The organism is Sutcliffiella horikoshii, from assembly GCF_044809035.1.
In the GTDB taxonomy this organism is placed as follows: Bacteria; Bacillota; Bacilli; order Bacillales; family Bacillaceae_I; genus Sutcliffiella_A; species Sutcliffiella_A horikoshii_G.
This window is the reverse complement of the sequence record NZ_CP085237.1, coordinates 999,929-1,022,996: the sequence shown is the minus strand read 5'-3', so window position 1 is coordinate 1,022,996 and position 23,068 is coordinate 999,929. Positions and strand designations below refer to the sequence as shown.

Genomic DNA, 23,068 nt, shown 5'->3' with positions numbered 1-23,068 from the left:
TTCTATTATTGTTTTTCTACTAAATTAAGATGTACTCCACCTGAAGGGAGAACATAGATACCATTCACATCTTTCCCTTTTGCAATGATGGTATCTGGAATATGCAAGAACACCCACGGAGCATCCTCATAAATTTTCATTTGGATATCTGCATATATGGATAGGGCTTGATCTTGGTCTGGCGTGCGAAGAGCATCGTTAAACAGACCGTCTAATTCCTCATTTATATAAAAGCCTGAGTTATTGAAGTTAGGTGGCACACGGTCAGAAGCAAAGTTTGGTCGTAAACCATAATCCGCTTCCCCTGTTCCCGGTGACCAACGTCCGATCCAAAGGTCCGTCTCCTCCCCTGCATCCAGCATTTCAAATAATGTACCACTCTCAAATGCTTGTACTTCCACATCAATACCAATTTCCTTCAATTGAATAGCCACATACTCAGCAACAGAAACAAATTCTGTTGTATTTCTTGTCCACAAAGTTGCCTTGAACCCTTCTTCCATTCCAGCTTCTTTAAGTAGTTCCTTGGCTAGTACCTTATCATGTTCATACACACTTTGCCCTGCGTAACCATAAACAGCAGGAGCAATAGCGGAATCAGCCACTTGTGCATAACCATCCGCAATTTGCGCAATAAGTCCATCTTTATCCACAGCATGGTTCATCGCTTGACGAACTTTTAGATCGTTGTATTTCTCTTCTTTAAAATTAATTCCGATATAGAAAACGTTCGTAGAAGAGCCTACATATAAATCAACGTTTTCTTCTTGCTCAAGCTCTTTAGCATTAAGTGTCGGAATAGGGAAAATAACATCTACCTCTCCTGTTTTCAGCTTATTGACACGAGTACTGGCCTCCACAATCGGCAAGAAAGTGATGCTGTCCACTTTCGGCTCTTCTAGGGCATTCCAATAATTTTCATTCTTTGTCACAACAATCTGTTCACTGTCTTTCCATTCTTGAAATTTAAACGGTCCAGTTCCAACAGGGTTACGGTCAAGATTATAGTCGGGATTTTCCTTCTTCTTTTTAAGTTCTTCTGGTGATTTAAAAGAAGAAGAAGAATGCGCCATATAAGAAGCCATCGCAGAGTTCGGCTCTTCCGATTTGATCGTAATGCTGTATTCATCATTTACTGTCACTTCACTGATAAAAGAAAAGAAGGAAGCACGTGCCAAACCGTTTTCAGCATCACGAACAAAGTCTAGATTCTCTTTTGCCACTTCTGCATTGAAATCTGTGCCATCATGGAATTTAACACCTTGTTGCAGGGTGAAAGTAATTTCCGTTGCATCTTCATTAAAGTTGTATTCCGTAGCAAGTACAGGAATAAGGTTCATCTTTTCATCAAAACGGAGGAACCCCTCAAACATCGTACTTTGAACAGTTGCAGAGTTACCATCTGTGGAGTTGAATGGATCCAAGGATGTTGGTTCTGCTTCTATCCCGACTGTTAACTCTCCGTTTGCTTCCGCTGTTTCTTCTGTATTATTTTCATTGGTGTTTTGTTCTGATTGATTATTGGTACTGTTATTGCTAGTTGTGTTCGAACTACACGCTGCAAGAAACAGCAGACAGAAAATCAATAAATACTGCGTCATCCACTTTGCTCTACTCTTTTTTCGTAATTGCCTTTGCATACGGTTGATTCTCCCCTTTTTCGAATTATGTTTTTACTCTCGATATTGGTAGATGCAAGAAGTGTGCCAAAAATTAAATATTCTAAAAAATTGTATTTTAAGATGTAGTTTTGAGGTTGTTTTGAGGGGAAAATTGTTTTGATTATTTCAATCAGGTTGTTTATGGGTGTTATTAGGTTGACGGGTGGTTTTTTGGTTGTTATTGGGGTATTTCATTCAAACAAAATGGTTACGGGATTAACGATTGCGGGCTTAATACAATTCCTATGACACGTGAATTTCAACTTCATCCATCATTTTGCGTTTCATTCCCCCCTATGACTCGCGAATTTCAACTCCAACCACCATTTTGCGTTTCATTCCCCCCCTATGACTCGCGAATTTCAACTCCAACCACCATTTTGCGTTTCATTTCTTTCAAACACTTCCCCCTTATCTCAACTTTCATAAACAACAAAAAAAACCACCCCCAACAACCGCTGAGAGTGGCCCTTCAAAAACATATTAATAATTCGTCTTCAACTGCGAGAAGTCAACTGCTCCATCTTCCACAAGGTGGCAAGCAGATTGCTGGTTGACACCCGGAATTCCATGGAGCTTAGGCTCTTCCGTTCTGCATCGGTCGAACGCATATGGGCAGCGCGTATGGAAACGGCAGCCTGCAGGAGGATCGATTGGAGAAGGAACATCACCTTTTAAGATGATACGCTCTTTCTTCTTGCCAAGGTCCGTACTTGGAATCGCAGATAATAACGCTTTTGTATAAGGATGCTGCGGATTCGCAAAAAGCGCGTCCTTGTCCGCAATTTCTACAATTTTACCCAAATACATAACAATGATTCTATCAGAAATATGACGCACAACACCAAGGTCATGGGAAATGAAAAGATACGTCAGATTAAATTCGCGTTGTAATTTTTTTAATAGATTCAGTACCTGTGCTTGAATGGATACGTCCAATGCTGATACTGCTTCGTCACATACGATCAGCTTTGGATCAACCGATAATGCACGTGCAATACCAATACGCTGACGTTGTCCTCCACTGAATTCATGCGGATGACGGTCAACCTGATGGGCACCAATCCCAACAGTCTCGAGCAATTCAACTATCTTTTTACGACGGTCTTTACGAGGCACTACGTTTTGGATTTCCAGTGCTTCCTCTAAAATGTCACTTACTGTCTGACGAGGGTTCAAGGATGCATACGGATCTTGGAAAATAATTTGTAGATCCTTACGTTTTTTCCTCATTTGAGACTTGCTTAATGCAAGTAAATCTTCACCTTGGAAGCTAACTTCACCGGAATAAGGATTATCCAGGCGCAGGATCGCACGGCCTGTCGTGGATTTTCCGCAACCGGATTCTCCTACGATACTGACTGTTTCCCCTTCCTTGACGGTAAAACTGATGTCGTCTACTGCCTTGACATGGTTAACCGTTCTTCCGAAGATTCCACCTTTAATAGGAAAGTATTGTTTAAGGTTTTTCACTTCTAATAATGTTTGATTACTCATGGCTAGCAGCAACCTCCTCATCTTCCCACTTATCTGAATAAATCCAGCAACGAACCTGATCGCCGTCTTCTGTTTCCTTTAAGTCCGGCAGGCTGCTGTGGCAAATGTCCTTCGCATGTGGACAGCGTGGCGCAAAACGGCAACCTTGTGGCAGGTTGAATGGACTTGGCACAGATCCCTGAATAACAGATAGATCCCCTTCCACATCCTGATCATGCTTTGGAACAGAGTTTAACAGACCAACCGTGTACGGGTGTTTCGGGCTTGAGAAAATGGTTTGAACATCTGCATATTCCACCACTTTTCCACAATACATGACCGCAACCTTATCACACATCTCCGCAACGACACCAAGGTCATGGGTAATCAACATCAGCGACGTCCCAAGTTCTTCTTGCAATTTTTTCATTAAATCCAGGATCTGTGCTTGAATGGTCACATCCAATGCCGTAGTCGGCTCATCGGCAATCAATAACTCCGGATTACAAGCTAGTGCAATCGCGATCATCACACGCTGACGCATTCCTCCTGAAAGCTCAAACGGATATTGCTTTGCACGTTTTTCAGGAGAAGGAATTCCAACCAGACGTAACATATCCACCGCTTTTACCCATGCAGCTTTGCGACTAAGCTTCTGGTGAATACGAACCGATTCCGCAATCTGCTCTCCACAGGTCAATGTTGGGTTCAGTGATGTCATTGGTTCTTGGAAAATCATCGATACATTGTTTCCGCGAATCTGCATCATCTGTTTTTTTGATTTATCTAAAAGGTTTTCCCCTTTAAAAATAACTTCGCCGCCTACTACTCTACCAACAGGCTCTTGAAGAAGACGTAGGATAGATAGGGAGGTAATACTTTTACCGGAGCCGGACTCCCCAACAATACCTAGCGTTTTTCCTTTTTCTATGGAAAAGTCCACACCATCAACGGCTTTTACTTCGCCTTCATCTGTAAAGAAGGAAGTGCGTAACCCTTTAACTTCTAATATTTTATCGTTCTTTGAAGTTGTCATTTTCTTCACCGTCCTTTTAGTTAAGATCTATACGTTTGTTAATTAAACGGTATGTGATATCCACTAGGAAGTTTACAAATACGAACAAGATCGTACATACAAGAATTGTCCCCTGAACCATTGGGAAGTCACGCATTGTAATCGAACTGATAATTAAACGTCCTAATCCGTTAATCGCAAAAACTGTTTCTGTAATTACCGCTCCGCCAAGCAATCCACCAAATTGTAGACCTACTACTGTTACAACCGGGATTAACGCATTGCGCAGTGCATGTTTATAGATAACCAATCTATCACTTACACCTTTTGCATAAGCCGTACGGATGTAATCCTGATCGATAACGTCCAACATACTAGAACGAGTCATACGAGCAATAATGGCAGCCCCACCAGTACCAAGTGTAATGACCGGCAAGATCATTTGCTTCCAATCATTTCCCCAGCCTGCGACAGGCAAGACACCTAAATTAACGGAGAAGAAATAAATAAGCATGATGCCAAGCCAGAAGTTAGGCATGGAAATACCAAACAACGCCACAATCATTAATGAAGTATCAGCAAAAGTATACTTTCTCGTAGCAGATACAATACCTGCAATCAATCCAAGAATAACGGACAGAATGGTTCCCCAAATCGCCAACTCCACTGTTATCCAGAATCTGCTTGTGAAAATTTCTGAAGTTACATCCCGATTCGTACGGATGGAAGTTCCTAAATCTCCTTGAATCGCATTTCCAATATAGCTGAAATACTGAACATATAACGGATCATTTAATCCTAATTTTTCACGCATTGCTTCAATCTGTTCCGGGTTAGCCTGTTCACCAGCCATAATTTGGGCTGCATCCCCAGGAATTAAGTGCATCATCAAAAATACTGCCAACGTTACACCAAACATAACCGGTATCGTTTGGAAAAGTCTTCGAATGATATATATAAACATGTTAGTTCACCTTCTTCTCCATTATTTTTTCGCTTTCGGATCTAACGCATCTCGAAGTCCGTCACCCATCAAGTTGAATCCGATAACCACCAACAAGATGACAAGACCAGGAAATAGCGTAATATGAGGAGCCTGCGCAATATAAGAACGCCCTTGACTCAACATCGCACCCCACTCTGCAGTAGGTGGTCTTGTCCCCATTCCCAAGAAGGAAAGGGCACTTGCTGTAATAATGGCAGAAGCAATATATAGCGTTGCTTGTACAATAATTGGCGACATAATATTCGGTAAGATGTGTTTAAAAATAATTCTGAAGTCTTTCGCTCCCATTGCCTTGATCGCATCAATGTATTCCAGTTTTCTTACACTAAGTGTAGATCCCCGAACAATCCTCGCGAATGATGGTACTGCATAAAAGGCAACAGCAATAATAACATTTTGTGTACTTGCGCCAAGAACACTTACGATTGCCAAAGCAAGAAGGATTCCCGGGAAAGCCAATAATACGTCACAGATTCTCATAATTAGGGAATCAATCCATCTGCCGTAGTAACCAGATACAATTCCTAGGGTTACCCCGACAATCGCTCCTAGTATAGTAGAAACAAATCCAATTCCTAATGATATTCTTGCTCCAAATAGCAAACGACTGAAAATATCTCTTCCTAGATCATCGGTACCTAAGTAATTTTCAGCAGAAGGTGGCTTAAGCTTATTCATTACATTAGTCGTATCTGGGTCATGTGTTGCAAGTAGGGGGGCAAATATCCCCATTAAAATAACAAATATAATAATAAAGGCGCCTGCCATGGCAGCTTTATTTTTGGCCAGTTTCTTATAGAATGTTTTCCAACGAACCGATTTGGTATGTTCTATACTAACTGGAATTCCTGCTGTCGTTTGTGGTTGTGGTTGATCCATACGCTCTTCTCATCCCTTCATCTCTTTGTAACAAACTTAATATTTCTAAATATTCAACATAACTAGATTCTATAATAGCTACTAATTCGTAATATTACAATAGTTTTAAAGAGTCTTAGCATACTTAATTTTTTGACTAATAGATTTTTTCCAAGGAAATACCTTTCATTATATACATGAAAAAATTAACAAAAACGTAATATTAAGATGCTTTTTCCCTACAATTATTACAAAAATAATAAATTTGTTAAAATTTCTTGTAAAACAACTCTTGTGAATTTTCAGTTTTTGAATTATGATAATAAGCAATCAAGGCTTATCCATTGATTACAGTTTTGTAACACAAACCAAATCTTCAGGGGGGTAATTTTACATGAAAGCTAAAAAGAATGTGTTTTTCATGCTTCTGCTTTCACTTATGCTAGTTCTTTCGGCATGTAGTGGCGGAAACAGCAGCACACCAACAAACGGAAACACTAATGCCGGTTCTGGCGATGGTGAAGAAGTTGAAGGTCAAGAAGGCGGAGAATTAGTATATGTTGTTTCATCTGACGCTCCTACACTTGATCCACACGGAATGAACGATACTGCAACAACAAACGTAACAACTCAATTATTCGACCGTTTAACTGCATATGAAGCAGACGGTAATGTAGTTCCTTCTTTGGCTGAATCTTGGGAAGCTATCGATGAGACTACTTGGGAATTCAAACTTCGCGATGACGTTAAATTCCATGACGGAACAGACTTCACTGCAGATGCTGTAAAAATGACGATCGAGCGTATCATCGATCCTGAATTTGCCTCTCCACGTGCAGTAGTACTTAACATGATTAAAGAAGTAGTGGTAGTAGACGACTACACAGTACAGTTCAAAACAGAAAAGCCTTTCGCTCCACTACCGGCTCACTTAGCACATAATGCTGGATCTATCATCGCTCCTTCTGCTATTGAAGAAGAAAACAGTGGTGGTAAGAAAGTAGACGAAAACCCAGTAGGTACTGGTCCTTTCGTATTTGGATCTTGGAACCGTGGTGCTGAAATCGTATTGAACAAAAACGAAAACTACTGGAATGGAGCTCCTGCTCTTGACTCTATTAAATTCGTAGTAAATGCTGAACAAGCTACTCGTGTAGCCCAACTTGAAGCTGGTGAAGCTCATGTAATTCAAGTAGGTGCTTCCGATGTAACTCGTGTAGAAGGTATGGAAAGTGCTGGAATCGAATTAACTCGTGTTCGCGGTACTCGTATGGACTACTTAGGATTCAACATGCAAAAAGAACCATTCAACATTAAAGAAGTTCGTCAAGCAATCTCTATGGCTATCAACAAAAATGATATCGTTGACGGTATCCTTGACGGTCAAGGTGTACCTGCAGTAGGACCACTTGCTCCTACAGTTGTTGGTAACTACCAAGATCTTAAGCCACTTGATTATGACGTAGAAGCTGCAAAAGCTTTACTTGCTGAAGCTGGTTTTGAAGATGGTTTTGAAACAACATTATATGTAAACGAAGGATCTAAAGAGCGTGCGGATATCGCATTACTTGCTCAAGATCAGTTAAGCCAAATCGGAATCAAAGTTAACATCGAAACAATCGAATGGGGTGCTTTCCTAGAGAAGACTGGCGCTGGCGAGCACGAACTATTCATCTTAGGTTGGACTACTGTAACAGCTGACGCTGACTACGGTTTATACGCTTTATTCCACTCTTCTGCATTCGGTGCTCCTGGTAACCGTTCATTCTACGCAAACGACCGCGTGGATGAGTTACTTGACCTAGCTCGTTCTGAGACTGATCAAGCTAAGCGTGACGAAGCGTACAAAGAAATCTCTGAAATTCTTGTAGACGAAGCTCCAATGGTTTACTTGCAACATCCTGACTTCATCTACGGAACAAACGGTGCAACTGGTCTATTCGTAGACTTCAGTGGTACTCCTTACTTCCACGGTGTGAAGCTTAAATAATCAAAAATGACCCTCGACTAGTGATAGTCGGGGGGTTTTTTGTTATACAAAAAACAAACTAGTTGCTTACACTAGTATCCGCCGGAAGTTTAATGGTAAACGTCGTCCCCTTCCCCACCTCACTTTGCACTTCTATTTTCCCTTGCAACAATTCAATAATTTGAAAAGAAATGGTCAGACCTATGCCTGTTCCTTTATCCTTGGTAGAATAAAACGGTGTTCCCAATCTATCAATTTGCTTTTGGGTCATCCCTACGCCGTCATCTATTATCTCTACGATTACAGAACTTCCATCCGTCGAGACATTTACATCAATTACCCCACCCTTTTTTACAGCTTCGATCGCATTTTTAATTAAATTGATCAATACTTGTTTCATTTCATCTCTGTTTGCCTTGATGTACAGATTGGGTTCAATTTGATGCCTGATGGTCGTATTGTGAATTGCTGTGTATGTCGACATTAGCTGAATGACAAATTCCACTTCTACTGATAAGTTTATCCTATCTGTTCCCTGCTTATTTGGTTTTGCCAAGGAAAGATAATCTTGGATGATGGATTGCGCACGGTCCAGTTCTTCAATAGAAATATCGATATACTTCTTTTGTGTGTTATTTAAGTTTGTATCCTGACTCATCAACTGAAGAAACCCCCGGGTGGATGTCATTGGATTCCTGACCTCATGAGCTACAGATGCCGCAAGCTCACTTACCACTTTTAATTTTTCCGACCGTTGCAATTCATGTTGCAGTTGCATTTGCATATTCAAATTTTCAATAATCATAATAGCCGTTACTAAAGAAATCCAGGTTATGATGGAAACAAGCACATTTAGAAAAATCTGATTTTCCTCATTTAAGTAAAATAATCGGATTGCCCTGGTTGATGTAATCATCAAAAATAAGAAAGAAATGATTGAGATTTTCTTTTTTAAGCTCAAATTTGAATATCTATTCCGGAATATCATTAGAATTGCCGATACAATAAAGTAATTTATCACCATAACCATTATATTGCTGTCACCGATAATGTATAAATAATAAAGCATGGACACCACGACTACAATTCCTGTTAACAACCCACCATACAAAAACGACAAAATGACAGGTATAAGCTTTTGATCATAATAAGACCCATCTGTTACTTCGATTGGAAGAGACATCGTACAAATGACCATAATCAACATAATAAACAAAAATCTATAATTTACTTTTTCCGTTAACCCTAATGCACCTTTATTTAAAAACTGATAATAAAATAAAATGGGAAACAAAATAATTAAAACATGATATAAGACATGCCCAACATTTTCAAACATACCAACGCTCCTACCAACAAGAAATGACTAATTTTTGATAATTAATACTTCGCTTTCAGTACCATCTATTCCTCCTTTTGTCCCATTGGAAAAACCAGCCCTCTCGGCTGGTTATATTATGCGAAAAGTATGTTATTTAAGTTAAGTAACTGTATATTCTGTAACTCTCTTCTTATTAGATATAATAACACCACAAACAATAAAAGTTGCTCCTAATACTTGAGTTACAAGTATAGGTTTACTAAGGAGAATGAAACCTAAAATCATCGCCACAAATGGCTCTAGGTTAGTTAAAGTAGATGCTTTCGATGCATTTATGTACCTTATTTGATTGTTCCATATAAGGTTACAGAAACCATGGACAATAATGGCCGTAACTATTAGTAGAATCCATGGTCCAGGATCTCCAGTCACCGTTTTTTCCTGCTCTAATACAGCAAACGGAATGGAAAGTATGAAAGCAAGGACATTAGAGTAAAGGGTAAGGGAGAATGCCTCCATTTTTTTAGACAATAATCTTGTTAGTATAATTAATATGGAGAATGTCACCATAGTAAGTGCAATCCACCATAACCCTTTTTCGATCTTTAACAAGGTTCCATCATACCCAGTACCGACCACGATAAATACTCCAATTGCAGCAACAAACAAACCGATTGCCATATTTTTCGTAAAGACTTCGTGAAGGAAAATGGCAGCAAGGATACAAGTTATCAAAGGTGTCATGGCCAGTATTACTGCTGCAGAAGTTGAGTCCGCGTGTTGTAATCCTATAAAGAAGCTCCATTGATTAATAAAAACGCCGATAGTACTTAACAAAACAAAAATAAGTAAATCCTTTTTGAACAATTTAGGAAAATGAAAAGAAATCCCTTTCCACTTCCCGTATAAATACAAAGCAAGAACGATGGCTAAGAACCGAGCAAATGTAGTAAAGCCAGGGGAAAAACTTTCTAATAATAGCTTCCCGATTACAAAGTTACTTCCCCAGACTAGAACACAAAACAATAATAAACTATATGCTTTTGCCATCTTCCATGCCCCCTAAGAAAAATTCCCACATTTCTGTGGGAATTGACACATTAACTATATTGTAAATGGAACGCATCTTGGTAAACTTCCTTACCTTTAAAATAAACCGATTTTCTTCTTGGAAGCCTGGCAATCGCCTCAGCTGAACACGTTGCATCCATCAGTACTAGGGACGCCTCATCTCCCACTTTTGGCCATTGCATTTCCCCACTTGTGGAAAGAGGGGTCTGGCCCCCGGTAGCCCACTTAAGGGAGTAAGATAACGCTTTCTCATCTATTCGTTTTGTTCTTTCACAGTACCGTTTTACCTTTTCCAAAACATCCCCGTTCCCAAATGGGCCCCATGAATCGAAGAAGCCATCACACCCTAAATAAACAGGAACGTTAAATTGATCAAGTAAATCTATTGGTGGAATAACACGATTAATAGGAATCGTTGACATGATTGCCACACCATTTTCTCCCAGATACTCTGCCATTTCACGTGCTTGTGTTTCAGGGACATCACCTAGACTGAAGGCATGGCTTACAGCTGCGCGGCTTTTCCAGTTTGCCTCTTCCACCATCTCTACTAATTTATCAATTGTATAAAAGCCGACGTGCCCATGGTCATGCAAGTGAATATCAATTTCTGCATTAAACTCCTTTGCCAAGTTCATTGTTTCATATAGTGATTTTTCAATATTCTTATCAATTCCTGCAGGGTCTAATCCCCCTACAATCGTTGCTCCCGTACGCATGGCCTCTTTCATTAATGGAATGACTTCTTTATGTTCTAACATCCCGTGTTGTGGAAAGGCAACAATATCATAGCTGAGGTAATCCTTATAGTCTTCTAGGGCTTCTTTTACCCCTTCCAGGTTTTGAAGACCAATGTAAGGATCGATATTTACATGTGTGCGTATATGTGTCGATCCTTTACTTAGGATCATCTCTATCATTTTACTTGCACGCTGCTTTGTGGTTGGGGCAAGTTCCCCTAATTCAAGAGCTTCATGATGAAGTCTTTCTTTTAGGTTCTTTACAGGGATTGGTGCCTTCCAATCAAGTGAGAGGTATGTCTTGTCCAGATGGTTGTGCATCTCTTTGAACGAAGGAAGGGCAAGAAGTCCAGTTGCATCTCTTTTGATCTCTCCAGTTGGTATTTCAAATGGCTGTTCTTGTATTTCTTTGAAAATACCTTCTTCGATTTTTATGGAATATAAGGTTGTTTCCGTTTTATATGCTTCATTTTCTAAAGTACTGAAGCCTGTCTCCAATTTTACATTGACTAGCCAAAATGTCTCTTTCATTATTATCCCTCCACTCTTATTTTGCTATCGGTTGTTTTTCCATTTCCATCGGTTTCACTTCTTTGCCTTTATAGAAAAGGGCCTTTACATCCGTACGCCTTGCAACCGCTTCTGCTGAACAACTTGCATCCACTAATATCATGGAAGCATCGTCTCCAATCTTTGGCCATTGTCGTTCACCTGCAGCACTTAGTGAGTTGATTCCCCCTGTACCATATTGAACCAAGGAAGATAGAGATTTTTCATCAATAAGTCTGAATCGTTCTGCAAGTACGCACATTTTTTCAATAGTGTTGGCAGTACCAAAAGGGGACCAATGGTCCGTAATACTGTCATGGCCCAGAGAAACCATCAATCCCATTTGGGTTAATAATGGAATTGGAATAGTCGGGCGATTAATGGGAACGGTGGTGGTCACATCTATTTTATTATCCACTAACATCTTTACCGTTTCCTCAAGCTGGACAGTCTCCAAGTCCCCTAATGCGATGGCATGACTGATGGTCGTTCTGCCCTGAAGGCCAGCTTGTTTTGTATAATGAGCCATCCGCTCAAAAGTGAAAGCGCCAAGGCTGTTCGCATCATGAATATGCACATCTACTGATGAACCAGACTGCACTGCAATATCAAAGATGGTGTCGAGTGATTTCTCTATATTCCTGTCTATGGTCGCCGGGTCCACCCCACCGACATGTGTAGCCCCCATTTCCATTGCTTCCTTGACTAAGGGTGCAACTTCACTTCGCAGTAACCCATGCTGAGGAAAGGCAACAATTTCAAATGTCATCACATCTTTGTATTTATTTACAGCATTCAATGTGGCTTCTAAATTCTTCAATCCGATAGAGGGATCGATATTACAATGAGTTCGTATATGGGAATGGCCGTGCTTTAGGTATAATTCAATTACTTTCTCTGCTCTTTCCTGAGCTGTTGCCAATTGCTGTGGGAGTAGTTTTTTTTCTTCTTCAATTCTTGTGAAAATACCGTTGGTTATTGGTGTGCAAGCTTTCCATGGACCTCCATAGTAAGTTTTATCGATATGAATATGCATTTCTTTTAAAGAAGGAAGCAGAAGTAACCCTTTCGCGTCCTTTTCAGGAAGATTATCCTTGGGCTGCTCCTGGGATAGTGCAGCAATTTTCCCTTCTACTACTTTTAAGTGAACCATTTCAGTCAATGTTTTCAAGCGATTATCCTCTTGTTCAAATCCCGCTTCTATTCGCACATTCTTCAGCCAATAACTGTTTCTATTCATCTCTTTTCCTCCTAGTTGGAAGGCCTAGTTACTAGGCCCTAACCATGTCATTATTTTATAGTGATATCGTTTAGAAGGATGTAGTTAACAGGGCTGATTACAATTCCCTCTACATCTTTATGGTAGACAGCTAGATGTTCGTAGTATCTGAGCGGTATCATAGCTGCATCTTCCATTTCCAGTTTCATTGCCTGTTCATAAAGGCTTCTTCTAGTCTCTTCATCTATTTCTTTTCTGGCGTCCTCTATGATTCGATCAACTTCAGGGTTATGGTAATAGGTATGGTTACCTGCTCCCCCATGCGAAGAGGAGTGGAATACATTATATTGATTGTAATCTCCGTCTCCCGTGGCATTTCCCCATCCACCAACGAACATTTCGTGCTCGCCATTATTTAATGCTTCTATATACGCTCCCCATTCTAGTACTTCCACTTCCGCCTCGATCCCTATTTTCTTCAGTTGAGATTGTACGACTTCTGCTACATTTATACGCTCTTTGCGATCATTGGTGGTAATGGTGACCTTCAGCCCTTCTAATCCAGCCTCTTGCAATAAAGCTTTGGCTTTCTCTAAATCATATTCATAGGGTTTAACGTCATCACTGTATCCAAATACCTTTGGACTCATTGGAGAATTGGCAAGCATTCCAGAGTTCTGGAAGACACCTTCTAGAACTGCCTTTCTGTCAATAGCCTGCGTTATCGCTTTTCGAACATTCAATTGATCAAACGGTGCTTTTTGTACATTAAAGCCAAGAAACTCTATCCCTAACCCATCTGCCCGGTATAGATTCAATGTCTCCGAAGCTTCAATTCTTTCAATCTCTGTAATTGGAACCTGATCATTAACATGCGCTTCTCCGGTCTCAATCATGGCAAGCCTAGTGGTGTCTTCCGGCACTACTTTAAACACAACCTGATTTATCTTTGGCTTATCTCCCCAGTATTCCTCATTTTTCTTTAAGGATATTTCCTGCCCTGCCTTCCAATAATCAAATACGAATGGCCCTGTGCCTACTGGGTGTTCCCAAAGTTTCTTTGGATTCTCTGAGAGCGCTTTCGGACTGATGATACTTCCCTCACTTGCACTTAGAATGGACAACAGCGGGGCATAGGCAGCTGATAGATGAAAACGAACTGTATATTCATCGATAACCTCTATTTCATCAATCATCCCAAGTTTTTCAGCTTGTGGGGATGCTGTTTCAGGATCAAGCAACCTTTCAAACGTTGCCTTTACAGCCTCGGCATTAAATTTCATCCCATCATGGAAATATACACCTTGCCTTAAAACAAACTCCCACGTGACATCATCAATTTGTTCCCATTCCTTGGCCAATCCTGGCTGGGGCTTCATGTCCAAGTCAGGCACAACAAGCGTTTCATATACCTTTTGATAGAGGATATTAGCACTTGAAATGTCTGTGATGAAGTGTGGATCAAGCTTGGTAGCGTCCGATAAACGGACGACCGTCAATGTATCCTTGGCGGAAGAAGTCTCCATTTGACTGCTTGAAGTGGAACAACCACTAATAATTAATAGCAATGTTAGTATTAATAAGATGGTCGATTTCATGTCTTTCCCCCTTCTACTTAATGGTGACGTCGTTTAGCATAATGTAATTAGAGGCGTTTAACCAAATTCCTTCAACCCCTTTTGTATAGACAGCCAAGTGTTCATAGTTTCTTATCGGAACGTACACGGCATCCTCCATTTGGATCTGCATCGCTTTCTCATATAGTTCTTTACGTTTTTCCTGATCCATTTCTTCCCTGGCTTCTTCAATAATAGTGTCTACTTCTTCATTGCTGTAATAAAAATGATTGCCTGGTGGTCCTTGCGATGCCGTATGGAAAAGATTGTATTGATTATAATCTCCATCACCTGTTGCATTACCCCATCCCCCAATAAACAAGTCATGGTCACCTTTATCAATCATTTCTAAATATGCCCCATATTCCAAAACCTGAATAGAAACATCCACTCCTATCCCTTTCAATTGGGACTGGATCACTTCTGCCATATTAATGCGTTCTTTCCTATCGCTAGTAAGCAGGTTCAGTGATAAACCGTCCTTATAGCCTGCTTCTTTCAGTAATTTTTTTGCTTTATTTATGTCGTATTCATATGCCTGGATGTTTTCACTGTAACCAAAAACTTTTGGGCTCATAGCTGAATTTGCTAACGTCCCAACATTGTTATAAACACCTTTTAGAATAGCTTCTCTTTCAATAGCGTGACTGATCGCTTTTCGGACACGCACATCTTTTACTGCCTTACTTTCTACATTGAAGCCGATATATTCTACTCCAAGTCCCTCTGTACGATATAAGTTCATAGAATTCGAATTCTCAATACGATCTAGTTCTGTTACTGGAACCTGATCAGAAACATGTGCTTCTCCGGTTTCAATTAGTGCAAGCCTCGTTGCATCTTCAGGTACTACTTTAAAAATCACTTCCTCCAAAGTTGGCTCTTGCCCCCAATATGAAGGATTCTTTATTAAAGTAATGTCCTGACCGGTATTCCAAGATTCAAAAATAAATGGCCCTGTTCCTACTGGATGTTGGGATAATGAATCCTCATTTTCTTTAATCGCCTTAGGGGATATGATGCTTCCCTCGTTACTTGCAAGGATGGATAGCAACGGAGCATATGGATAATCAAGGTGCATATGCACGGTATACTCGTCCACTATTTCAATCTCCTTAATCATCGATAATTTTTCACGCTGAGGTGAACCTGTTTCTGGATCTAAAACACGATCGAATGTTACTTTCACCGCCTCTGCGTTAAAAGGAGTCCCATCATGAAAACTCACTCCTTCTTTTAATGAAAACTCCCATGTTACCTCATCAAGTTGTTTCCATTCAGTAGCAAGCAATGGTTCTAACTCCATATCCTTATTCGGCACCACCAATGTTTCATATACTTTTTGATAGATGATATTGGCAGAAGGTATGTCTGTGATAAAGTGTGGATCTAACCTGGTGGCATCAGAAAGACGCGCGATAACTAAGCTTCCCCCCGTTTCTTCCGACCGGGCATTGTTCTCAGAACCATTTGAACTGTTCGAAGACGTTGAACAAGCACCCATAATGGACACCATAAAGGCTAATACGAAAAACATGATTAAATTTCTTAACATTCTGTTCTTCTCCATTTCAATCTCCCCCTCCATTGGATTCTCTTGAATTTCGTGCATAGTTGCATTATAAAAAAAAGAATCACATTTTATTTTCAGAATATTTACTTGTTTTTAAAATATTTTGACATCTTGCTTTAAAATCATTTACTTTGTTTGAAATTTTGATAATTTTAAACACAACACTTGTAAGGGAGGACATTCAATGGAAGTTCAAGTAAAGACGGGAGAAACAATTCTTGCAGAGGAAACGAGTAATCCTCGGTTAGAAAAATGGAAGGACATCATTTATAAACTATTTAGAAACAAAGCAGCAGTGGCAGGTGGAGTCATCATTTTATTTTATTTGGCAGTGGCTGCATTTGCACCTTGGTTGGCACCTTATGATCCATATGAAATCAACTTAGACAATCGCATGCAGTCCCCCTCCATAGACCATTGGATGGGAACGGATGATAAAGGAAGGGATATTCTTAGCAGAATTATTTATGGTTCCCGCTTATCGATGGGTGTCGGCTTTGCCTCTGTACTGTTTGGGGCGGTATTTGGGATTGTGCTTGGATTAGTTGCCGGTTACTACGGCAGGTGGGTTGACTCCATTGTAATGAGAATAATTGATGTAATGCTTGCTTTTCCAGGTATTCTTTTGGCTTTGGCAATTATCAGCGCATTAGGTCCCAGTTTAATGAACGTGACCATTGCAGTGGGGGTATTCTCTGTTCCTTTATTTGCCCGTATAGTAAGGGGCTCTACATTGGAAGTTAAGAAGCTAGAATATATTGATGCGATCCGTTCGTTGGGAGCAAGGGATATAACGATTATTTTCATTCATATCCTCCCAAATATTCTCTCCCCGATCATCGTACAGGGTTCATTAAGATTGGCCACTGCCATTTTATCAGCAGCAGGTTTGTCCTTTTTAGGACTTGGAGCCCAGCCACCTTCACCAGAATGGGGAACCATGCTTAGCAGTGGAAGAGATTTCTTATTTAGCGCACCCTATATGGCCCTATTTCCGGGACTTGCCATCTCCATTTTAGTTTTAGGTTTTAATATTTTCGGAGATGGCCTTCGCGATGCTTTAGATCCAAGAATGAAATAAAAAAGGAGGTAACAGGATGATTTCTTTCTTAATAAAACGATTAGTTCAAATGATTCCCGTACTAATAGGCGTAACTTTGGTTGTCTTTTTAATTATGCAGATGGTCCCTGGAGATCCAGCTGTTCTCTTGGCAGGTGAAGGAGCTTCAAAAGAAACAATAGAAGAGATAAGGACTCAATTGGGGTTAAATCAACCGCTATATATCCAATACTTTGATTATTTAACGAACATTTTCAAAGGAGATCTTGGAGTATCCATAAAAAACAATAAGCCTGTATTAGACGAAATCTTGGTAAGACTCCCTATTACGATGGAATTAGCTCTTTTCAGTATCCTCATAACTATTGTATTAGGAATGGCGGCGGGAATCATTTCTGCCATCAAGCCTTATTCCGTCTCTGATTTGTCAGTCATGTTAATTGCCCTCATCGGGATCTCCATACCAAGTTTTTGGTTTGGCCTTATGCTCATGTATATATTCTCCGTCAAGCTTCAAATCCTGCCGGTAGCAGGCTGGGATAGTTGGCAGCACATCATCCTCCCCGCCCTCACACTTGGTGCTGGAGGCGCTGCAATAGTTGCAAGGATGACCAGATCAAGTATGCTCGAAGTCATTAGGCAGGATTACATTAGAACTGCGCGTGCAAAGGGACTTCGGGAACAAATTATCATTTCTAAACATGCTTTGCGAAATGCTTTAATTCCTGTCATCACGGTAGTAGGACTCCAATTTGGAGCATTGCTTGGCGGTACTGTTCTGACAGAATCCATCTTTGCCATCAACGGGCTGGGAAGATTGATCGTGGAATCTATCAGAATGCGAGATTTGCCGATGGTACAAGGTGGAGTACTTGTTGCTTCTATTATCTTCGTCCTTGTTAATCTATTGGTCGATTTACTTTATCGCATTTTTAATAAACGAATTGAATTAAACTAAAAGGAGTGAAATGAGATGACTGAAAAACTACTTGAAGTAAAAGGGCTAAAAACTCATTTTTTCTCAAATAAAGGAACTAGCAAAGCGGTAGATGGAGTAAATCTAGTTTTGCACAAAGGGGAGACCTTGGGAATTGTCGGGGAATCAGGTTGCGGGAAAAGTATTACCTCCCTTTCTATTTTGAGGCTGATCCCCTCCCCTCCCGGAAGAATAGTGGAAGGCTCTATATTATATAAAGGTCAGGACCTTGTGAATATGACTGAAAATCAACTGAGAAAAATACGTGGCAATGACATCTCCATGATTTTTCAGGAACCGATGACATCTCTTAATCCAGTTATCAGTGTGGGAGAACAAATAGCAGAAGGCATTAGACTCCATGAAAAACTCAGTAAAAAAGATGCTTGGAAAAAAGCGGTGGAAATGCTGCGTCTTGTAGGTATTCCTTCTCCTGAGAAACGCGCAAAGCAAGAGCCATTTCAATTGAGTGGCGGTATGAGGCAAAGGGTGATGATTGCCATGGCACTAGCCTGCTCACCTGAAGTTCTCATCGCCGATGAACCAACCACTGCATTGGATGTAACCATACAAGCACAAATTCTCAAATTAATTAAGGAATTGCAAGTAAAACTTGGAATGGGGGTCATGATGATCACTCATGACCTTGGAGTTGTGGCAGAAACCTGTGATACAGTAGTCGTTATGTATGCTGGGAACGTTGTAGAATATGCTTCTAAAGAAGAGCTTTTTAGAAATCCGAAACACCCGTATACCCAAGGTCTATTGGCTTCTTTGCCAAAAATAAACGAAGACCATGAATATTTACCAACAATTAGCGGTAACGTTCCAAGTCCCTTTTCACAGGTCCAAGGCTGTCGGTTTGCCAACCGCTGTCCTCACGCAATAGCACTATGCACCACAAAAGCACCAGAACTTACCGTCACTCAAGCGGGAGAAGGGCAAGTTCGCTGTTGGATGTACTCAAAGGAATGGAAAAAATCAGTTGTTTAAGAAAGGGGACAGCATGATGGAGCTAGTCACAAAAAAAGAAACAAAACGTATACTTTTATCTGTTAAAAACCTCAAGCAATATTTTCCCATAAAAAAAGACTCGCTTTTCAAACCAAAGTCATTTGTCAAAGCGGTGGACGATATTTCCTTTGAACTGATGGAAGGGGAAACATTAAGTATCGTCGGAGAGTCAGGTTGTGGGAAATCGACAACAGGACGGTCCATCCTCCGCCTTGAACAGCCGACTGACGGGGAAATCGTGTTCGATGATAAAGATCTTGTTCGAATATCCAATACAGAAATGAGAAAGGTGCGCGCAGATTTACAAGTAATCTTCCAAGATCCATTTGCTTCACTTAATCCAAGAAGAACCATCAAACAAACATTGAATGAAGCCATGTCCATCCAACAGGTGGTCCCAAAGGAGAAGAGAATGGAACGGATGCTTGAATTACTCGAGTGTGTAGGCTTGCCACCAGAGGCATTGAATCGATATCCACATGAATTCAGCGGTGGACAGCGGCAGCGTATCGGTATCGCCCGTGCCTTAGCAGTAAATCCAAAATTAATCATTTGTGATGAAGCCGTTTCTGCACTTGATGTTTCCATTCAAGCGCAAATCCTGAACCTACTAAAGGTTTTACAAAAAGACTTTGGCTTGACTTACTTGTTCATTTCACATGACCTTAGTGTCGTTCGGCATATTTCTGATAGGGTCATGGTCATGTACCTGGGGAAAATTGTGGAGATAGCCGAAAAGAAAAGTATTTTTGAAAGGCCACAACACCCCTATACTCAAGCACTTCTCTCGGCTATTCCTACAACCGATTTAGATGCAACAAAAGAAAAGATTGTACTTAAAGGAGATGTTCCTTCCCCAATCGATCCACCAACGGGATGCAGGTTCCATTCCCGGTGCCCGTTGGCTAATGATATATGTAAAAAGGTAGAGCCTCCATTAAAAGAATGGAACAGCCAACATTATGTAAGCTGTCATCTTGTAAAATAATAACCATTTACAATTGTATGATTTGAATTAAAATAATAGAAAGAATGAATAGCGGAGGTTTTTTCTCACCTCCCTTTTCCGTTTCACAAGGGGGTTTTTTCCATGCTCCAGATAGAGGATTTTTCTCTTTATGTAATGTTCTGTGTACTTGCTCCTTTAGTGGGAGCTTTTACTTTATTGTTTTTATTTATTTTTGAAAAAAGAATTGACCTATTAGAAAATCAAGCAAACAAATTAGTTTTAGAAAAGGAACTCCAGGAAGCTAAATATTTTCAATTAAACCAACAAATTGAACCTCACTTCTTTTTTAATACACTCAATTCCATCCTAAGTCTTGCTAGACTTAATAGAATGGGAGAATTAATAAGGGCAATCGAAGTGTTTTCCAAGTTCTTAAAAGTGAAGTATAAGTCCAATCAATCTATTTGTACGGTGGCTGAAGAATTGGAATACTCCAGTTATTATCTTGAGATTCAAAAAATACGATTCCAATCTCGTCTCACCTACACAATTGAAATGGAAGAACAAGTAAAGCAAGTAGCTATCCTACCTTTTCTTTTACAAACCCTTGTAGAAAATGCTTTTAAGCATTCTTTTGAGAAATATCCAGGTGAAGCACAATTAAATATCACATTAACCCTCTCTAATTCCCATGTAATATTATCGGTTTGGAACAGTTCTGAAGGTGTACATCTAAACAATCATAATGATGCCCCTGGACACGGCCTTACTAACATCAAAAGAAGATTACACCATATGTATACAGAAGAAGAAGCTTCTTTTCAACTGATCCATGAACATGGCGGGACACGCGCTGTTGTTTCATGGCCTGTATCATACCCCACCAATCTAAAAAAAGGAGGTCAAGCAGAATGAACATTATATTAGTAGATGATGAACCTCTAGAAATTGAACAACTAACATTCCTAATCCAGAAACACTATCCTAAATGGAATGTCTATCATGCATTTGATGCTGCACAGGCATTAAACATTTGTGAAAAGCAGCACATTGATCTATCCTTCCTAGACATTCACCTTCCGGGAAAAGATGGTCTAGAACTAGGCAAACTATTAAAAACTAAGCATACACATATGGAATTTATCATTGTAACAGCTTTTCAAACATTTGAATATGCACAAACCTCTATTAAACTTGGTGTGGCAGATTACTTGACAAAGCCGCTAATAGAAGAAGAACTAGTTGAAGTGTTAAATAAATTTAAGCATCGGGGAAATTACAGCACATCCATTCAACAGGCTTTATCAATAATTCATCAGGAATTTAAAGATAAACTCACACTGCCATACCTTTCTTCAAAGATACATATGAGCCCTATCTATTTCAGTCGTAAGTTCATGGAGGAGGTAGGAATTGGATTCTCTGAATATCTCAACAAATATAGAATAGAAGCTGCTGCAGGTTTAATGGCTAAAAACCCAAATTTACATATCTCCACCATCGCTGAGGAATGTGGTTTTAACAGCCAGCACTATTTCAGTCAACAGTTTAAAAGATATTATGGAAAAACACCACGTGAATATAAAGTTGAGGTAACAAATTAATGACCAAAAAGAAATATTCCGTTTACATATTGGGAACTTTACAACTTGGCATCGGATTTGGAATTGTTACTTTGCTTTCTAGATGGGTTACAGGCAACACCATCCTTTCTTCCCCCGAGGCCCTTATTAAATATGGTATTTTAGGTGGACTCGGGTATTCTTTAATGGGCGCCTTTGCATTTATCCTTTTCGGATTTATCGCTACTTATATAAGAAAGCGCTACCCCATGCATCAAACCATAGGGGATCTGCTAAAGGAAAAGACAAATCCGTTTGGATACTGGTACACCATACTGCTTTTGCTTATTACCGGGATGGATTCCATGTTCGTACAAGCAACAGGCGCAGCTATTCTTTTCTCTCTAATTTTCCCTGTTCCCATATATATAAGCTTATTCTTTTTCTTCTCATTCTGTTTTATTATCGCAGGACTCGGAGGCATGCTACGAATCCATCAATTTGCGGGTATAAGTATTGCCTTCATTTTTGCAGCCGTCATCTTAATACCTGTTTATTTTTATATACAAAATGGCGTGTACCCAGTCTATGAGGGTGTTCAACTCTACCATCCTTACTTACTCTTTTGGAAAAATATAGATACGTTTTTCTTTGTACTTACGGGGATCCTAATTGGTTTTGGACAGGTCTTAATTGATAGAGCAACCTGGCAAAGAGTCTATATGTTAAAACAGTCCAGAATTCGTACCATCTTCACCTTAACTGGCTTCATATGGGCAACCATTCCTTTGTCTTTATCATCTTTGTTGTTAGTGGTTGTCTACAGTGGAAGCTTCCACGATGTAAAAATTTTGCTTTTTCAGCTTGTTTATAACATAAACTCTTCTTTACTGATTGGAATATTTCTATTATTTTGTTTTAGTGCCATCTCTTCAACTCTCAATGCAGAACTTCATGCAACGACAGTATTTACTGTGAAAAACGCAATAAGTGAATTGATACCCTTAAGTGACCAACATAAATGGCACTTATCTTATTGGATAACAGGAATGCAGTGTTTGTTTCTCTACTTAATTGTGATTATTATATCTCCCACTTTCATTGAGCTATTATTCTTTTTTGGTAGTATCTATGCAGCCTTGATACCACCAATCTTGTGGATGATATTTAGCCGTGATCGACTTTCAAGTTTTGTTCCATCAACCTCTGCCATTGCAATCCTTTTAAGCATTTTGTCTTCTTCAAGTGCAGGACATTTAGGGGCAATCTGGGTAAGTTTTTTCACTTCCACAATCCTATGCGGTTGTTTCATGCTGTTCCGCTTTCTATCAACCTTTCGGGAGGAAAATCGAAAAGGACTATAAGAGAAAACCAAATTGGGCTAAAGCGAATCCCGACATTCTAGCCATATCATAAGAAAAACCAGCCCTCTC

Annotated in this window: 19 protein-coding genes; 8 read left to right on the top strand and 11 right to left on the bottom strand. The window is 39.9% G+C overall.

Annotated features, from left to right (window positions below; all coding sequences use genetic code 11):
* Positions 1 to 5: 5 nt before the first annotated feature.
* From LG307_RS05510 to LG307_RS05490, 5 genes are all read right to left on the bottom strand, one after another.
* A complete protein-coding gene (locus LG307_RS05510) occupies positions 6 to 1,640 on the bottom strand; it encodes a glutathione ABC transporter substrate-binding protein (RefSeq protein WP_404448826.1) in 1,635 nt (544 codons plus the stop codon).
* Positions 1,641 to 2,144: 504 nt separating this feature from the next.
* On the bottom strand, positions 2,145 to 3,158 hold the full coding sequence (locus tag LG307_RS05505; RefSeq protein WP_404448824.1) for an ABC transporter ATP-binding protein: 1,014 nt from the start codon (positions 3,156 to 3,158) through the stop codon (positions 2,145 to 2,147).
* Positions 3,151 to 4,173 carry an ABC transporter ATP-binding protein gene (locus tag LG307_RS05500; protein WP_404448822.1) on the bottom strand — a complete coding sequence of 341 codons (1,023 nt, stop codon included), beginning with the start codon at positions 4,171 to 4,173 and terminating at the stop codon, positions 3,151 to 3,153. The genes LG307_RS05505 and LG307_RS05500 overlap by 8 nt, the downstream gene beginning before the upstream one ends.
* Before the next feature lie 16 nt (positions 4,174 to 4,189).
* Entirely contained in the window at positions 4,190 to 5,116 is a 927-nt protein-coding gene (locus LG307_RS05495) for an ABC transporter permease (protein ID WP_404448821.1), read from the bottom strand.
* 21 nt (positions 5,117 to 5,137) lie between these two features.
* Positions 5,138 to 6,037, bottom strand: a complete 900-nt coding sequence (locus LG307_RS05490) for an ABC transporter permease (RefSeq protein WP_404448819.1) — start codon at positions 6,035 to 6,037, stop codon at positions 5,138 to 5,140.
* 373 nt (positions 6,038 to 6,410) lie between these two features.
* On the opposite strand from LG307_RS05490, the gene LG307_RS05485 reads away from it, so the two are divergent.
* Complete coding sequence (locus LG307_RS05485) at positions 6,411 to 8,006, top strand: glutathione ABC transporter substrate-binding protein (protein ID WP_404448818.1); 1,596 nt, start codon at positions 6,411 to 6,413, stop codon at positions 8,004 to 8,006.
* Positions 8,007 to 8,064: 58 nt separating this feature from the next.
* On the opposite strand, the gene LG307_RS05480 is transcribed toward LG307_RS05485, so the two are convergent.
* The 6 genes from LG307_RS05480 to LG307_RS05455 form a co-directional block, all read right to left on the bottom strand.
* Positions 8,065 to 9,324 (bottom strand): ATP-binding protein, encoded by a 1,260-nt coding sequence (locus LG307_RS05480; RefSeq protein ID WP_404448816.1) that lies wholly within the window; start codon positions 9,322 to 9,324, stop codon positions 8,065 to 8,067.
* A gap of 141 nt (positions 9,325 to 9,465) precedes the next feature.
* On the bottom strand, positions 9,466 to 10,356 hold the full coding sequence (locus tag LG307_RS05475; RefSeq protein WP_404448814.1) for a DMT family transporter: 891 nt from the start codon (positions 10,354 to 10,356) through the stop codon (positions 9,466 to 9,468).
* Positions 10,357 to 10,406: 50 nt separating this feature from the next.
* Complete coding sequence (locus LG307_RS05470; RefSeq protein ID WP_404448812.1) at positions 10,407 to 11,648, bottom strand: amidohydrolase; 1,242 nt, start codon at positions 11,646 to 11,648, stop codon at positions 10,407 to 10,409.
* 16 nt (positions 11,649 to 11,664) lie between these two features.
* On the bottom strand, positions 11,665 to 12,906 hold the full coding sequence (locus tag LG307_RS05465) for an amidohydrolase (protein ID WP_404448810.1): 1,242 nt from the start codon (positions 12,904 to 12,906) through the stop codon (positions 11,665 to 11,667).
* A 50-nt stretch (positions 12,907 to 12,956) separates the two neighbouring features.
* Positions 12,957 to 14,483 (bottom strand): glutathione ABC transporter substrate-binding protein, encoded by a 1,527-nt coding sequence (locus tag LG307_RS05460; RefSeq protein WP_404448808.1) that lies wholly within the window; start codon positions 14,481 to 14,483, stop codon positions 12,957 to 12,959.
* A 13-nt stretch (positions 14,484 to 14,496) separates the two neighbouring features.
* Entirely contained in the window at positions 14,497 to 16,071 is a 1,575-nt protein-coding gene (locus LG307_RS05455; RefSeq protein WP_404448806.1) for a glutathione ABC transporter substrate-binding protein, read from the bottom strand.
* A 187-nt stretch (positions 16,072 to 16,258) separates the two neighbouring features.
* Here LG307_RS05455 and LG307_RS05450 point away from each other — a divergent pair, with 187 nt between their 5' ends.
* From LG307_RS05450 to LG307_RS05420, 7 genes are all read left to right on the top strand, one after another.
* On the top strand, positions 16,259 to 17,155 hold the full coding sequence (locus tag LG307_RS05450; RefSeq protein WP_404448804.1) for an ABC transporter permease: 897 nt from the start codon (positions 16,259 to 16,261) through the stop codon (positions 17,153 to 17,155).
* Positions 17,156 to 17,171: 16 nt separating this feature from the next.
* Positions 17,172 to 18,092 carry a nickel ABC transporter permease gene (gene nikB, locus LG307_RS05445; RefSeq protein ID WP_404448802.1) on the top strand — a complete coding sequence of 307 codons (921 nt, stop codon included), beginning with the start codon at positions 17,172 to 17,174 and terminating at the stop codon, positions 18,090 to 18,092.
* 15 nt (positions 18,093 to 18,107) lie between these two features.
* Positions 18,108 to 19,103 carry an ABC transporter ATP-binding protein gene (locus LG307_RS05440; RefSeq protein ID WP_404448800.1) on the top strand — a complete coding sequence of 332 codons (996 nt, stop codon included), beginning with the start codon at positions 18,108 to 18,110 and terminating at the stop codon, positions 19,101 to 19,103.
* Between the two features lie 13 nt (positions 19,104 to 19,116).
* Positions 19,117 to 20,112 carry an ABC transporter ATP-binding protein gene (locus tag LG307_RS05435; protein ID WP_404448798.1) on the top strand — a complete coding sequence of 332 codons (996 nt, stop codon included), beginning with the start codon at positions 19,117 to 19,119 and terminating at the stop codon, positions 20,110 to 20,112.
* A 102-nt stretch (positions 20,113 to 20,214) separates the two neighbouring features.
* Entirely contained in the window at positions 20,215 to 20,988 is a 774-nt protein-coding gene (locus LG307_RS05430) for a sensor histidine kinase (protein ID WP_404448796.1), read from the top strand.
* Positions 20,985 to 21,677 (top strand): response regulator, encoded by a 693-nt coding sequence (locus tag LG307_RS05425; RefSeq protein ID WP_404448795.1) that lies wholly within the window; start codon positions 20,985 to 20,987, stop codon positions 21,675 to 21,677. Before LG307_RS05430 ends, LG307_RS05425 begins: the two co-directional genes overlap by 4 nt.
* Positions 21,677 to 22,999: a hypothetical protein gene (locus LG307_RS05420; RefSeq protein ID WP_404448793.1), complete on the top strand. Its 1,323-nt coding sequence runs from the start codon at positions 21,677 to 21,679 to the stop codon at positions 22,997 to 22,999. The genes LG307_RS05425 and LG307_RS05420 overlap by 1 nt, the downstream gene beginning before the upstream one ends.
* The last annotated feature ends 69 nt before the right edge of the window (positions 23,000 to 23,068 follow it).